The organism is Microbacterium sp. NPDC088619, assembly GCF_044752825.1.
Lineage (GTDB): Bacteria > Actinomycetota > Actinomycetes > Actinomycetales > Microbacteriaceae > Microbacterium.
The window spans coordinates 2,585,223-2,599,668 of record NZ_JBIVLZ010000001.1; the positions used below are offsets into that span (position 1 = coordinate 2,585,223).

Consider the following 14,446-nt stretch of genomic DNA (forward strand, 5'->3'; position numbering starts at 1 on the left):
CCCCCGTGCCCCACGTCGTGCAGTTCTCCGCCGTCCGAGAGGTCGAGCTGGTCGAGATCGCGCCGCAGCCGCTCACACCCGGAAGCGTGCGGATCTCCACCTGGTACTCGGGCATCTCGGCCGGCACCGAGCTCACCGCCTACCGCGGAACCAACCCGTATCTCACCTCCACGTGGGACTCCGACCTGCGGCTCTTCGTACCGGGCGAGCCCAGTTTCGGCTACCCGGTCTCGGGCTGGGGATACTCCGAGGTCGGCGAGGTGACCGAGGTCGCGGACGACGTGAGCGGAGTGCGGGCCGGAGACGTGGTGCACGGCATCTGGGGGCACCGCAGTGACGCCGTCGTCCCGGCGTCCACGGTCGCGGGACGCCTTGTTCCTGACGGGGCCGACCCTGTGCTCGGCACGTTCGCCCGCGTCGGGGCCATCGCGCTGAACGCCGTCCTCGCTGCCGACGTGCGGCTCGGCGAGCAGGTCGCTGTGTTCGGCCAGGGCGTGATCGGGCTTCTCGCGACACGCCTCGGCACCCTCGCGGGTGGTCGCGTCACCGCCGTGGACACACTCTCGACCCGCCTGGCCATGGCCGAGGTGTTCGGCGCGATCCACACGGTCGACGCACTGCGCCCCGGCGGCGCGGGCGCACTGATCCGAGAGCTCACGGGCGGCGGCGCCGACAGCGCGATCGAGCTGTCCGGCACCGATCGGGCCCTGCACGAGGCGATCAGGTGCGTGGTGACGGAGGGTCTCGTCGCGGCTTCCGGCTTCTACCAGGGCGGTGCAGCCCACCTCCGACTGGGGGAGGAGTTCCACCACAATCGGGTGCGGATCGTCGCCAGCCAGATCTCGGGAGTGCCCGCCGCACTCGGCGGCCGATGGGACCAGTCTCGCCTCGTGCGAACGGTCATGTCGCTCATCTTCGACGGATCGGTGGATGCGGCGGCCCTCGTCTCCGACATCGTGCCCGCGACCGACGTCGCCGGCGTCTTCGAGCGACTCGACGAGGGCGACCCCGCGATCCTGCAGGCCGTGCTCCGTTTCGACGCCGCGCCCGAGCGAGTCCTGTGAACGGCATCCCCGACCATCGTCCGCGCTTCCCGGAGCGGCGTCGCGCGATCGGCATCATCGGTGCAGGCGCCATCGCCCGCAGCGCGCACCTCCCGGCATACCGCACCTGGGGCCTTCCGGTCGTGGCCGTCGCCTCGCGCACGCGCGCCGCCGCGGAGGCGCTCGCCGCAGACTTCGAGGTCGGAACCGTGCACGCGTCGGTCGACGCTCTGCTCGCCGACCCGCGCGTCGAGGTGGTGGATCTGGCGACCGGGCCGACCGGTCGCGTCGAGCTGATCGCCGCCGCGGTGGCGGCGGGAAAGCACGTCCTCGCACAGAAGCCTCTGATCAGCGACCCCGCCGATCTGCCGCGCCTGCTCGAGGTGCTCGCCGACGCGCGCTCCCGCGGGATCCGCGTGGCGGTGAATCAGAACGCGCGGTGGGCTCCGGCGTGGCGTCTCGCCTCGCTGCTGATCCGCGAGGGTCGGATCGGAGACGTGGTCGGTGTGACGCATCTGCACGACAAACCTCTTCCTCCGCTGGTCGGCACGTCGTTCGACGATGTGCCGCACATGCTCCTGAATGACTACCTCGTGCACTGGCTCGACATCACCCGCTGCTGGCTCGAGGGCGCCCGAGTCGTCGAGATCGCCGCACGCGACCACCGCGTGCCCGATCAGCCGTCGGCCGCCAGGAATCCCTGGGGTGCCGACGTGCGGATGCAGACCTCGACGGGGGCGAGCGCGTCGATCCGCATCGTCGGCAGCGCCCGCACCGACGCCGGAGGATGCCCCTTCTGGATCCACGGCACGCGCGGAACCCTCCGCGGCAGCATCCTGCTCGGATCCGACCGGCTGGTGCTGGAGACCGACGGAGAGAGCACCGAGCTCGCCCTCGACGGTCAATGGTTCACCGACGGCTTCGCCGGTGCGATGGGCGAGCTGCAGTGCGCGATCGATGAGGGGCGGGAGCCCGAGAACTCCGCCGACCACGTCGTGGCGACGGTGCGCGCCACCTTCGCCGCCGTCGAATCCGCCGAACTCGGCGGGGCGCCCGTGCGCCCGCACGATCTCGAACTGACGACAGCCCTCACCGGGCGGAGTGGAGCACAGTGACCGTCCTCGATGAGATCCCTGTCGGGCCTGGCGCCCGGGTGTACGCGGAGGGCTGGCAGAGTTGGAGTCCGACCACCTGGCAGGCGCAGGGCGACACGATCCACCGGCCCCAAGAGCCGTGGCAGCACGCCATGCGCTTCCGTCCGGGGGTCGAAGTGGCGACGGATGCCGCGCAGGGCGAGGGTCTTCTCGTGGTCGATCCGGGCGACGGCGCTCCCGCTCGCGTCTTCGGCACGCTCGACGCCCGCTGCGAGGTTCCGACACTGCGCGCCCGCCGGCATGGCGACCGGGTGATCGTGGACGCGGTCGGCGATGTCGCCGATGTCTCGTCGTGGACTGCGGATGAGGGCGGTGACGGCGCGGGCCTCGCTGCGCTCGCCGCGTTCGGCGAGCGATTCGGCGCAGCCGCCGGTGCCAGGACCGCCGCTCGGTCACCTCGCGTGTGGTGCACCTGGTACGAGTACTTCGAAGAGGTGCAGGACGCAGACGTGTTCGAGAACCTCCGAGCGATCGACGATCGGGGGCTCGACGTCGACGTGGTGCAGATCGACGACGGCTGGAGCCTGGGCACCGGCGAGTGGACAGCGCCCCACCCGCGATTCGGGTCTCTCCCGGCCGCGGTCGACGCGATTCGCGAGAGCGGGCGCCGCGCGGGCATCTGGGCCGCGCCCTTCTCGGTCGGCGCCCGCTCGACCGTCGCCCGGGAGCACCCGGACTGGCTCGTGGGCGATGCGGGGCGCAACTGGGGCGACGATCTCCGTGGCCTCGACTTGACGCATCCGGGCGTGCGCGAGTACCTCGCGCGGGTGTTCGCCGACATCCGCGATCTCGGGATCGATTACGTCAAGCTCGACTTCCTCTACTCCGGCGCGATCCCGGGGGCGCGTTGGGATGCGGAGGCCACGCCGATCTCGGCGTACCGCTCCGGGCTCGAACTGATCCGAGACACGCTCGGCGACGACGCCTTCCTCCTGGGCTGCGGTGCACCGATCCTGCCGAGCGTCGGGCTCGTCGACGCGATGCGGGTGTCGGGCGACACCTTCCACGAGGGCGGAGAAGACGGCTCGCAGGGTCTCCGAGGGCGGATGTCGCTCGAAGCGAGGTCATGGCAGCACGGTCGTTTCTGGGTGAACGACCCCGACTGCCTGGTCGCGCGACCCGAATTCGTCCTCAGGGAGGAGTGGGCCGACGTGGTTCTCGATGCTCCGGGAATCCGCGGGTTCTCTGATCGCATAGAGGGTCTCGATGCCCGCGGCATGCAGATCGTCCGCGAGCTTCTGAAGGAGTCGGTGGCATGAGGACCATGGTTCAGCTCGAGCAGCGTCTGACTCCTCTCGTCGAGCAGCTCTACCCGGATGCCGCACCCGAGGTGGTCGCCGCCCTGCTCGATCTCGCCGAGACCTGGCGTGATCGACTGTCGCCGGCGGCGAAGGCGCGACCGGATGAGAGCACCGCCTACCTGATCACCTACGGCGACTCCTTCCGCAGGGCCGGCGAAGCGCCGCTCCGCACTCTCGCGGGAGTGCTGAGGGAGCACATCGGCGACGTCATCAGCGACGTGCACCTGCTGCCCATCTACCCGTGGACCTCGGATGACGGCTTCGGAGTGCTCGACCACCGGGAGGTGAACCCGGCGCTGGGCACGTGGCACGATGTCGCCGATCTGCGCGAGGAGTACGCCCTCGCCCTGGACTTCGTCGCCAACCACATCTCGAGCTCATCGCACTGGTTCCAGCGCTGGCTGGATCGGGACGAGCGATACGCCGGATACTTCCTCGACCCGGGCCCCGACTTCGATGTCTCGCACGTCGTGCGACCGCGAACCACCCCTCTCGTGCACGAGTACAGGCGATCGGACGGCTCGACGGCCCGGGCGTGGACGACCTTCGGGCCTGACCAGGTCGACGTCGATCCGAGCACTCCCGCGGTCTTGCTGGAGCTCACCGACATCCTCCTCGGATACCTCGCTCACGGAGCGACGACCGTGCGCCTCGACGCGATCGGCTACCTGTGGAAGCAGTCGGGCACCAGCTGCATCCATCTGACGCAGACTCACGTGATCATCCGCATCTGGCGTGCGCTCGTCGACGAACTGGCGCCGGGCACGATGCTGCTCACGGAGACCAACGTGCCCCATTCCGACAACATCACCTACTTCGGCGACGGAGGTGACGAGGCGAACATGGTCTACCAGTTCGCCTTGCCACCGCTGGTGCTGCATGCGTTCGTGACAGGCCGGGCGACCGCTCTCGCAGAGTGGGCCAGCCGTGTGGGGCCGGTGAGCGGGACCGCGACCTGGTTCAACTTCTTGGCCAGCCATGACGGAATCGGGCTGCGCCCCACAGAGGGACTGCTCACCGACGGTGATCGCGCACTGCTCGTGGACCGCACGCTCGCCCGGGGCGGCCGGGTGTCGATGGCGCGTCGCCCTGACGGCACTGAAGGCGTCTACGAGCTCAACACCAACTACCTCGAGGCGCTGGTCGACCCTCAGGATGACGAACCGGACGCATCGGCTGTCGTGCGCGGCCTTGCCGCCCACGCAATCCTGCTGTCGGTGGTGGGAGTGCCCGCGATCTACCACCACTCGCTGTTCGGCTCCGAGCAGGATCACGCGGGGGTGCAGGAGAGTGACATAGCCAGACGCATCAACCGCGAGGTGCTCGACGCCGACCGCCTGCGCGACGAGCTGAAGGTTTCGGATCGCAGATCGGGCATGCTCGACGGGGTGCGGGCGATGCTCTCCGTGCGCCGGAGAACCCCCGCGTTCTCGCCGTTCGCGTCACAGCAGGTCGAATCGCTCGATGATCGAGTGCTCGTGATCCACAGGGCGGCGGGCACACGCGACGAGGTGACCGCGGTGGTGAACGTCAGCGATTCGACGGTCGACCTGCCCTCGCTGAGTGGCATCGATCTGCTCACCGGTGCGCTTCACGAGGGACTTCGCATCGCGCCGTTCGGCTACGTCTGGCTCGCCTCGACTCCGAATTGATCAGCGTCGATCCGCGCGACCGAGTGCGGCGACGTGGTCCGCCGAGCGCCCGCTGGATCCGTTCGCTGAGCCGATCTGCGGCCTTCGAGGTCGTCCGCCGACGTGTGGGCGACTGCAGAGCGATCCTCACGTCCGACCCGCCCGAGGTCATCGGGGTCGCGACGACCCTCACATCGGCCGGCCCCTCGAACAGCGTCCGTCGTGTGCTGAACGCCACGGAACGCTGATCGGATACTCGCCACTCGACGTGCTTCAGCTCCGTCGTGAGCTGCTGCAGCACCCGCACGACGGAGTCCGCCCGCGCGGGGGTGTAGAAGTACGTGTGCACCGTGACCGGCATGGAATCCCCTGACGACAGCATCTTCGGTCTGCGATCGAGACCGTACCCACCTAGAGAGACCGCGCGGTGAACGGATCATGATGCGAAAGCACCGAACCCGTCTGAAATGCGTCGAGCCGCCGACCCCGTGGGGCCGGCGGCTCGAGGAACGACGCTGGTCGCTCAGTCGTCGATGTCGGTGCCGACGACGGCGTAGTCGGCGCTGAAGTCGATGTCGATCGAGCGGCGGTCGCTCGTGAGCACCGACGCGTCGTAGGGGCTCACATCGTCGTTGTCGGCGTCGAGGTCGGTGATCATGCCGTCGGCCTCAGCCAGTGCCGCGTCGACGAGGGCGCGGATGGCCGCCTCGTCGAGTGTGTGAGTGGGGGCCGTGTCGTCGTCGTCCTGCTCGGTGGAGATCACGGTGGCGGTCAAGTCCGCATCCACCCGCACCTCGGTCTCGCTGCCGTTCGCCGCGGTCAGCTGCACCTCCCAGGTGCCGTCGCGCTTCGCGTCGATCGAGGTGACATCTCCGTCGGCTGCGCCGCGAGCGGCATCCGCGATCTCCACGAGCTCGTCGGCCGAGTCGGTCCCGATCCCGGTCACGGGTCCGCCGCCCTGAGGTGCGCCCTGCTGGTCGCCGTCATCGCTGTCATCCCGGTCGTCGCCGGGCTGTCCGCCATTGTCGGCGTCGTCTCCGCGGGGGCCGTCGGAGACCGAGGGGCGGTCGTCGTCGTCACCGAGATCGTCGCCGATCGCGGCGCCGATGGCGACGCCGCCGCCGGCGAGAACCAGCGCGGCCGCGATTCCGCCGCCGATCAGCAGTGCGCGCTTGCGTCCGCGCTTCGCCGGGGCTGCGGGAGCGGCTGCCGGAGCGCCCGGGTCAGCGGCGAGCGGTGCGACGGGCACGGTCTCGGCGTCATGGGCCGGCGTCGGCGCAGGGGGTGCGGGGGGTGCCGGCGGAGTCGAGTTCGCGGACGGGTTCTCGGGCGTCTGGTCGGGGGTCGGGTTCTTGTCGTTCATGTCTCGATGCTCTCGCGACAGTGCTGAAGCCACCCTGAAGCGTCCTGAAGCCCCCTTCAGGAAAGGACTGCGGTCGTCAGCCGCGCACCGCGCTCGCCCCGGGTCGGTGTCCATCTACCGCCTGCAGGACCCGGGCACGGATGCAGGATGAAAACCCGTGTCTGGTCCTGCATCCGTGCTTCGGTCCTGCAAACGGCCGGGACAGGGGGAGTATCCGCCGGAATCGGTCCTGCAGACGGCCGGGACAGGGGGAGTGTCCGCCGGAATCGGTCCTGCAGACAGGATCGGGGCAGGAAGACGGCGACCGCCGGGTCAGCCGCGCACCGCGCTCGCCACGTCGGAGAAGGATGCGGGCACATACCCGCCGTGCGCCTGCTCGCCGTGCACGAGCTCGCCCGACCCGGTCTCGGCACTGCCGAGCACACCCCACGGGTCGACGATCCGCACGTCGTGACCGTCGAGGTGCAGGCGACGGACGCCCTCGAGCAGCATCCGCTTGGCGATGTCGTTGGCCCGTTGCACGCGGTCGAGGTCGACGATCACAGGTTCCTCGCCGGCAGGTTCCTCGGCGAAGCCGCGCAGCACGCGCTCCGCCTCCATGAAGTGCAGGTCGCCCGCGATCTCGTGCACGGTCGCACCGTCATGCTCGACCCGCCGCGACACCGAGCGGGCGGTGTCGGTCGAGGTCATCAGGTGCAGGCCGAGGTCGTGGTTCATCCGCTCGAACATGCGCACGCCGCGCGTGCTGTTGCCGTGCGGGTCGAGGCGCGGCGAGAACACGGCGATGCCGACCTGCCCCGGCAGCACGCCCATCAGGCCTCCGGCCACGCCGCTCTTGGCGGGGATCCCGACCGAGGTCAGCCAGTCGCCCGCCGAGTCGTACATGCCGCAGGTCGTCATGACGCTGAGCACCTGCCGGTTGATGGCCGGGTCGATCACCTGGTCGCCGTCGGGCGTGCGGCCCCCGGCGGCGAGCACCGACCCCATGCGGGCGAGGTCGCGCACCGTGACCGACACCGAGCACTGCCGTGTGTATCCACGCACGACGTCGGCGGGGTCGGCGTCGAGGGTGCCGACCGTGCGCAGCATGTAGGCGAGGGCCATGTTGCGGTCGGCGGCCGACAGCTCGGACTCGAACACGTCCTCGGCGATCGAGAGTTCGCGTCCGGCGAGACGGCTGTAGAGGTCGAGGATGCGCTCGACGCGGTCATCGGCCTTCTCGCCCCGCACGAGAGCGTGCGAGGCGAGGGCGCCCGCGTTGATCATCGGGTTGCGCGGCCGACCGGTCTCGCGCTCGAGCGAGATCTCGTTGAAGGCGTCGCCCGACGGCTCGACGTCGATGTGCTCGAGCACCGTCTCGAGACCCTGATCGGCGATCGCGAGCGCGTAGGTGAACGGCTTCGAGATCGACTGGATCGTGAACTCCACGTCCGCATCCCCGGCGACATAGACCTCCCCGTCGAGCGTCGCGACGGCGATGGCGAGGCGGTCGGGATCGGCATGCGCGAGCTCGGGGATGTACGAGGCGACCTCACCCGCATCCTCTCCGCACGACTCGAGCAGCACGTCAAGGTAGTCGATCATGGGGGTCTGCATATCCACCATGCTCGCATGCGGCGATGCACTGCTCTCGCGGGATCGCGTCCGGGTCAGGCTGACAGGGGCAGAGTCACCACGAACCGCGCGCCGCCCCAGCGGGAGCTGTCGACCGACACGGTTCCGCCGGTGGCCGCCGCGATGCCCTGCACGATCGCGAGGCCGAGACCGCTGCCGCCGGCATCCCGACTGCGCGCCTCGTCGAGCCGCACGAAGCGCTCGAAGATGCGATCGCGCTCGTCGGCCGGCACGCCGGAGCCGTCGTCCTCGACGGTCACGAACACCCACGAGTCCTGCGGAATGACGCTGATCGCGACCCGTGCTGCACTGTGTCGCGCAGCGTTGTCGGCGAGATTGCGCAGCAGCTGACCCAGCAGGCGCGGATCGCCCTCGACGCGCGCTGCACGGATGCCGGAGCCGTCGACCTCGATGCCCCGCGAGCGCAGTCGACGCACCTCACCCAGGGCGAGGTCGTCGAGGTCGATCGCCTCGTCATGCGTGCCGCCGCCCTCGTCGAGCCGGGCGAGCAGAAGCAGCGACTCGACGATGCCCTGCAGCCGCAGACCCTCGTCCGAGACGACCTCTGCGAGCTCGCCGATGCTCGTCGTGGCCGGATGCGCCTGCGCGAGCTCGGCGTGCTGGCGGATCGTCGCGAGCGGTGACCGCAGCTCGTGCGACGCATCCGAGACGAAGCGGCGCTGAGCCGTGGCAGACGCGTCGAGGCGATCGAGCATCCGGTTCATGGTGGTCGCGAGCGCCGCGATCTCGTCGGACGACGGCGGCACCTCGACCCGCCTGTGCAGATGCTCGGCGGTGATGCCGTCGACCTCCTGACGGATGCGGGTCACCGGCCGGAGTGCACGCCCGACGACGAGCCAGGTGGTGATGGCGACGAGCAGCAGCAGCAGCGGCACGGCCACGGTCAGCAGCACGGCGACGGTCGACAGCGTCTCGACCCCGTCTTCGATCGACACCGCCAGCACGAGGGTCTCGTCGTCGTCGAGATCGTCCGAGACGACGAGCATGGGCTCGCCGCCGATCGTCATGGTGCCGGCGTGGTCGGAGAGAGGGAGTGCGGTGGAGCCGAGCTCGTCGCGGGCGTCCTCGCTGGCGGCCTTGACCGCGCCGTCCTCGCCGATGATCTGCACGATCTCGTCGTCGAGCGAGTCGACGCCGCGCTCGCCGCCGGGTCCGCCTCCGGGGCCGTCGAATCGCCCGGCGAGCTCGTCGAGCCTCTGCTCCGCCGCGCGCTCGGCGCTGGCGTGGATGCTGGAGCTCAGGATGCCGTAGAACGAGAACGCCCCGATGAGCAGCGCGACGGCCACGACGAGAGTCGCGCCGAGAGTCGTGCGGCCGCGTACCGACCGCCATCCGCGACTAGCCACCGTCTGCCGCCAATCGATAGCCGGCACCGCGGATCGTCTCGATCGCCTCGCGACCGAAGGGCTTGTCGAGCTTGCGGCGCAGGTGCCCGACGTACACCTCGACGATGTTCGGGTCGCCGTCGAAGTCGTCGTCCCAGACCCCCTCGATCAGGGCGCGCTTCGACAGCACCTGACCGCGGTGTCGCATCAGGTGCTCGAGCACGGCGAACTCGCGGGCCGTCAGCGTGATCTGGGTCTCGCCGCGCCAGACGTGGTGCGACGACGGATCGAGCTTCAGGTCTCCGGCTTCGAGGACCGCGGGGCGTGCGACCGCGCCACGACGCACCAGAGCGCGGATGCGGGCGACGAGGATCGCGAACGAGAACGGCTTCGTCACATAGTCGTCGGCCCCTGTCTCGAGGGCTTCGACCTGATCCCACTCGCCGTCCTTCGCGGTGAGCATGAGCACAGGCGTCCAGTTCTCCTCGGCGCGCAACGCCTCGCAGACCTTCCAGCCGCTCATCCCGGGCATCATCAGGTCGAGCACGATCGCGTCGTACCGGGTCTCGCGCGCACGCCAGAGCCCGTCGACGCCGTTGTTCGCCACGTCGACCGCGAAGCCCTCGGCCTCGAGTCCCCGGCGTACGGCGTCGGCCAATCGCACCTCGTCGTCAACCACCAGGATCCGCATTCCTCCAGTGTGGCGGGCGCACGCTGAATCCGCGCTGAAGCGGGGTCGTCGCGCCTCGTAGCCGCATCGTGCCTGCGCCGCAGGAGGAGAACTGCGCCTCGGAAGGACCGATCGCCGCAGATGCTCCTCCCGGGGCGCAGATCTCCTCCCGGGGCCACGACTTGGCGCGCACCCGGTTGGCGCCGTCCGTCGCCTGTGGTTGCATGAGGTCATGACCGGAATCCGGGGGGACGGGTCGAGAGGCGCGCGTCTGCCTCTCGTCCTTGCGACGTTGACACTGCTCGCCACGACGACAGTGCTCGCGGGATGCGCGACCGCGACCAGCGGGCCGTTGGGCGCAGCACCGACCGAATCACCGACGCCCACCCCCACGGCGGCATGCCCGCAGGTCGAGGGCGTCGAACTGCCGCCGGAGTGCGCGCCCTACGACCCGGACAACGCGATGGCGCAGAATGAGCGCTACCGCGACCGGGTGGACCTCGCCGACGAGAGCCGCGAAGCCGCCGAGAAGCCGGCCCAGTCGGTGCGCGCCGGTCTCGAGAGGCTCCGCACCTCGGGCGGCCTGTCGGTCGCGGCTGTGGAGGAAGTGTTCGCCGACGCCGGCCTCACCGATATCCAGACGATCGGCGACGAGCGCGCGGTCGCATTCGGGGTGGCCGCACCTGAGGGCGGATGCATCTTCGGTGAAGTGTCGGCCGACGTCTTCACCGTCGAGATCGGCGGCGTCATCATGGACGGCGGATGCCTGCCGGCCGAGGGGCACTGATCACGACCGCCGACAGGCACGGCGGGACCGGACGTCAGGCGTCGGTACGGAACCCTGCCGCCTTGTGCGTGCCGTCGCAGAACGGCTTGATCGTCGAGAGGCCGCAGCGGCAGAGCGCGACCGTGCGGCGCTTCACCTCGATCGGCTCGCCGTCGGAGGTCTCGAGCACCGCCGCGCCGCGCACCAGCAGCGGACCGTCGGGGTAGGCCGTGATCGTGACGGCATCCTCCGAGGCGCTCATCGGGTGACCCGCTCTCGCAGCGAGGTCTCTCCGCGGGTCCAGGAGTCGAGCATGTGACCGGCCGCCCAGCCGTCGACCGTCAGGCACGCAGCGGCGCCGAACATGATGTCGGACAGCAGGTCGGGCCGGTCCTCGGCCAGCCCGCCTGCGAGGTCGCGCGCGGCGATCTGCTCGTGCACGGCATCCGCCTCGACGTGCTCGTCGAAGTAGTCGGTGACGTCCTCGGTGAAGCCGAGGCGTCGCAGGCCATCGGCGTACAGGCGGTTGGGGATCGACGAGGTCATCTCGAACGCGGCGAGGTGTCCGACGATCGCTCCGACGAGACGCCGGTTGAGGCCGAACATCGACATCATGTTGAGGGACGCGAGCGTGATCGCCGGCACGTCGTCGACGTAGGCGCCGTAGCTGTCGTCGAGGCCCGCGCCACGCATCGCCCTGGCGAAGATCGTCGCGTGCACGCGGTCGGGACGCCCTCCGCCGTATTCATCGGACTGGATCTCGACGAGCGCCGCCTTGGGACGACCGGTCAGACGGGGGATGGCCCACGAGTGCGGGTCTGCCTCGCGCAGCGTGTAGATCGAGCGCTGCATGAAGAACTCGTGCATCTGCTCGTCGGTCGCCTTCTTCGCGACGTAGCGCGACAGGCTCGGCCCCGTGTCGGCCTCGGCGAGGGCGAAGAGGGCTCGTCCGACGGCATCCACGGTCGGTTCCGGCAGCTCGGGGGTCGGCACGGTCGCCCGCAGTGCGCGCTCGAAGACCTGCTCGAGGAGCGCTCGGGTGGCGACCAGGCCCGGATCCCACTCGAGGGTCGGATCGAGCTCCGGCAGCGATCCGTACGACGAGGCGTACAGCACGAAGAGTGCGAGCTGGATGTCGTCGTCGCTCACGACGTCGTCACTGGTGGCGAGTGCGGCCTCGGCCCGGGCGCCGAGGTCGTCGATCTCGTCTCCGGTCAGTCGACGCATGATGCCGTCGCTGAGCGGGCCACGGGCGGCGATGCCGAGAAGGGCGGACGGAGTGATGGCCGGTGCAGACATGCTCGCAGTCTCGCCCCCGATCCGCCGCCCGAGAAGGGACTTGACGCCGACGCATCCGATGCGGAAGGGCGGATGCCGCGGCATCCGCCCTCTCCGTGTGATGCCGCCGGATCAGGCGTGCACGGGGTACTGACTGCTGATCGCGATGCGGTTCCAGCTGTTGATGACGACCGTGAGCCAGGTCACGGCCGCGATCTGCTTCTCGGTCAGCACCCCCTCGACGGCGACCCCTCGGTCGGCGAGGCGTCCGTGGTCGCCGATCATCGTCACGTTCTCCGCGATCTGCAGGGCCGCCTGCTCCTCGGCCGAGAAGTACTGCGATTCCCACCACCCGGCGAGCACCGCCAGCCGGTCGGCGGTCTCTCCGGCCTTGACCGCATCTGCGCAGTGCATCTTGAGGCAGAAGGCGCAGCCGTTGAGCTGCGATGCGCGCACCTTGACGAGTTCGACGAGCAGCGGCGAGAGTCCGGCATCCGCCCCTGCCTCTGCGGCTCTTCCGGCGAACTCCAGCATCGCCTGGTACGGGGCTGCGTAGATCTTGCCGATGTTCACGTGCGACACGTCGTCTCCTTCACTGATGGGCGCGGTTGCGCCTCCTCAGTACTGACGTCGCAGCCTCCGGATCTGTGACGTCGCCGCGCCGCCTAGGCTGGAACCATGAACAAGAACTCGCTCTGGACCATCGTCGGCGTCATCCTCGCCGTGGTGATCGCCTGGTGGATCGTCAGCGCGCTGTTCTCGATCCTGTGGTTCATCGCGAAGCTCGCGATCGTCGCCGTCGTCGCGGTCGTGGTGTTCCTCGTGCTGCGCGGGATGTTCAGCTCGAAGGCCGACTGAGGGGCCCGCCGCCGCTGATCACGCGCGCGCCGCTGATCAGGCGACCGGGGCGTTCGCTCCGATCCGGTATCGCGCGGCGCGATGCGTGTCCTGCACACGGTCGCCCTTGCCCTGCAGCTTGTTGCGCAGCGTGCCCGGCGTGTACTCGTTCGGATAGACGCCGCGCTCACGGAGCACCGGGATGACGTGCTCGATCACGTCCTGCCAGGTGCCGGGGGTGACCGCGTAGGCGAGGTTGAACCCGTCGATGTCGGTCTCCTCGACCCAGGACTGCAGCTCGTCGGCGATCTCGACGCCCGAGCCCACGATGGTGGGGCCGAGGCCGCCGATCGCGTTGTGGCGGCCGAAGTCGCCGACGGTCCACTCGCGCCCCAGATCGGCCTCCTCCTTCAGGTGCTGCAGCACTGACTGGATCGCGTTCGACTCGACGTTGCCGACCGGCTCGTCCTCGGCGTACTGCGACAGGTCGACGCCCATCCAGCCCGACATGAAGGTCAGCGCGCCCTCGGGGCTCGCATACGACAGGTACTCGGCGTGCTTCGCCGCGGCATCCGCGCTGGTGGCCCCCGTGATCACGGTGAGCAGCGTGTAGATCTTCGCGTCGTAGCGGTCGCGCCCGGCATCCTCGAGCGCATCGCGGATGCGCTTGACCGTGCCGGCGAGCACCTCTTTCGAGGGCGCGGCGACGAAGATCGCCTCGGCGTTCTCCGACGCGAAGCGCACGCCGCGCGGGCTGGCGCCGGCCTGGTAGATCACGGGCGTTCGCTGCGGCGAAGGCTCGGAGATGTGGATGCCGGGAACGCTGAAGTGCTTGCCCTCGTGGCCGATCGGGTGCACCTTCGACGGGTCGGTGAAGATGCCGCGCTCACGGTCCTCGACGACCGCGTCGTCTTCCCACGATCCCTCCCACAGCTTGTAGAGCACCTCGACGTACTCGTCGGCGTGGTCGTAGCGGTCGTCGTGCGCGAGCTGATCCTGCTGGCCCATGTTGCGCGCGGCGCTGGGGAGGTAGCCGGTCACGACGTTCCATCCGACGCGTCCGTTGGTCAGGTGGTCGAGGGTGCTCAGTCGACGGGCGAACGGGTACGGATGCTCGAACGCGGTGCCCGCGGTGATGCCGAATCCGAGGTGCTCGGTGACGGCGGCCATCGCACTCACGAGCAGGATCGGGTCGTTGACCGGCACCTGTGCGCCGTTGCGGATCGCCGCCTCGTTCGTGCCGCCGTAGACGTCATAGGTGCCGAGCACGTCGGCGATGAAGATGCCGTCGAAGGTCGCGCTCTCGAGCAGCTTCGCGAGGTCCGTCCAGTACGAGATGGTGTTGTACTGACGCGAGCGGTCGTCCGGATGCCGCCACAGACCGGACGACTGGTGGGCGACGCAGTTCATGTCGAAGGCGTTGAAGCGGATCTGGCGAGTCAT

The 14,446-nt window shown here is 69.6% G+C and carries 14 protein-coding genes; 6 read left to right on the forward strand and 8 right to left on the reverse strand.

Going from position 1 to position 14,446, the window contains the following annotated elements; genetic code table 11:
- The first annotated feature begins 5 nt into the window (after positions 1-5).
- From ACIP5T_RS12460 to ACIP5T_RS12475, 4 genes are read left to right on the forward strand one after another with little or no spacing between them, the layout of a single operon-like run.
- A complete protein-coding gene (locus ACIP5T_RS12460) occupies positions 6-1,064 on the forward strand; it encodes a zinc-binding alcohol dehydrogenase (protein ID WP_400863555.1) in 1,059 nt (352 codons plus the stop codon).
- A complete protein-coding gene (locus ACIP5T_RS12465) occupies positions 1,061-2,158 on the forward strand; it encodes a Gfo/Idh/MocA family protein (RefSeq protein ID WP_400863558.1) in 1,098 nt (365 codons plus the stop codon). Before ACIP5T_RS12460 ends, ACIP5T_RS12465 begins: the two co-directional genes overlap by 4 nt.
- Entirely contained in the window at positions 2,155-3,456 is a 1,302-nt protein-coding gene (locus ACIP5T_RS12470) for a glycoside hydrolase family 36 protein (RefSeq protein WP_400863561.1), read from the forward strand. Before ACIP5T_RS12465 ends, ACIP5T_RS12470 begins: the two co-directional genes overlap by 4 nt.
- Positions 3,453-5,150 carry an alpha-amylase family glycosyl hydrolase gene (locus ACIP5T_RS12475; protein ID WP_400863564.1) on the forward strand — a complete coding sequence of 566 codons (1,698 nt, stop codon included), beginning with the start codon at positions 3,453-3,455 and terminating at the stop codon, positions 5,148-5,150. The genes ACIP5T_RS12470 and ACIP5T_RS12475 overlap by 4 nt, the downstream gene beginning before the upstream one ends.
- Before the next feature lie 502 nt (positions 5,151-5,652).
- On the opposite strand, the gene ACIP5T_RS12480 is transcribed toward ACIP5T_RS12475, so the two are convergent.
- From ACIP5T_RS12480 to ACIP5T_RS12495, 4 genes are all read right to left on the reverse strand, one after another.
- A complete protein-coding gene (locus ACIP5T_RS12480; RefSeq protein ID WP_400863566.1) occupies positions 5,653-6,492 on the reverse strand; it encodes a hypothetical protein in 840 nt (279 codons plus the stop codon).
- A 312-nt stretch (positions 6,493-6,804) separates the two neighbouring features.
- Positions 6,805-8,076, reverse strand: a complete 1,272-nt coding sequence (locus tag ACIP5T_RS12485) for a glutaminase (RefSeq protein ID WP_400863568.1) — start codon at positions 8,074-8,076, stop codon at positions 6,805-6,807.
- Positions 8,077-8,141: 65 nt separating this feature from the next.
- Positions 8,142-9,500 carry a sensor histidine kinase gene (locus ACIP5T_RS12490; protein ID WP_400863571.1) on the reverse strand — a complete coding sequence of 453 codons (1,359 nt, stop codon included), beginning with the start codon at positions 9,498-9,500 and terminating at the stop codon, positions 8,142-8,144.
- Positions 9,466-10,143 (reverse strand): response regulator transcription factor, encoded by a 678-nt coding sequence (locus tag ACIP5T_RS12495; protein ID WP_400863574.1) that lies wholly within the window; start codon positions 10,141-10,143, stop codon positions 9,466-9,468. The genes ACIP5T_RS12490 and ACIP5T_RS12495 overlap by 35 nt, the downstream gene beginning before the upstream one ends.
- 211 nt (positions 10,144-10,354) lie before the next feature.
- Here ACIP5T_RS12495 and ACIP5T_RS12500 point away from each other — a divergent pair, with 211 nt between their 5' ends.
- Entirely contained in the window at positions 10,355-10,909 is a 555-nt protein-coding gene (locus ACIP5T_RS12500; RefSeq protein ID WP_400863577.1) for a hypothetical protein, read from the forward strand.
- A 34-nt stretch (positions 10,910-10,943) separates the two neighbouring features.
- Here the strand turns inward: ACIP5T_RS12500 and ACIP5T_RS12505 are convergent, their stop codons facing one another.
- From ACIP5T_RS12505 to ACIP5T_RS12515, 3 genes are all read right to left on the reverse strand, one after another.
- The gene (locus ACIP5T_RS12505; protein WP_400863579.1) at positions 10,944-11,150 is read right to left on the reverse strand and encodes a CDGSH iron-sulfur domain-containing protein; all 207 of its coding nucleotides are present in this window, start codon (positions 11,148-11,150) and stop codon (positions 10,944-10,946) included.
- Positions 11,147-12,187 carry an iron-containing redox enzyme family protein gene (locus ACIP5T_RS12510; RefSeq protein ID WP_400863582.1) on the reverse strand — a complete coding sequence of 347 codons (1,041 nt, stop codon included), beginning with the start codon at positions 12,185-12,187 and terminating at the stop codon, positions 11,147-11,149. The genes ACIP5T_RS12505 and ACIP5T_RS12510 overlap by 4 nt, the downstream gene beginning before the upstream one ends.
- A gap of 111 nt (positions 12,188-12,298) precedes the next feature.
- Positions 12,299-12,748: a carboxymuconolactone decarboxylase family protein gene (locus tag ACIP5T_RS12515; protein WP_400863584.1), complete on the reverse strand. Its 450-nt coding sequence runs from the start codon at positions 12,746-12,748 to the stop codon at positions 12,299-12,301.
- Positions 12,749-12,844: 96 nt separating this feature from the next.
- On the opposite strand from ACIP5T_RS12515, the gene ACIP5T_RS12520 reads away from it, so the two are divergent.
- Positions 12,845-13,024: a hypothetical protein gene (locus tag ACIP5T_RS12520; RefSeq protein WP_140038472.1), complete on the forward strand. Its 180-nt coding sequence runs from the start codon at positions 12,845-12,847 to the stop codon at positions 13,022-13,024.
- A 36-nt stretch (positions 13,025-13,060) separates the two neighbouring features.
- Here the strand turns inward: ACIP5T_RS12520 and ACIP5T_RS12525 are convergent, their stop codons facing one another.
- Complete coding sequence (locus ACIP5T_RS12525; RefSeq protein WP_400863588.1) at positions 13,061-14,446, reverse strand: LLM class flavin-dependent oxidoreductase; 1,386 nt, start codon at positions 14,444-14,446, stop codon at positions 13,061-13,063.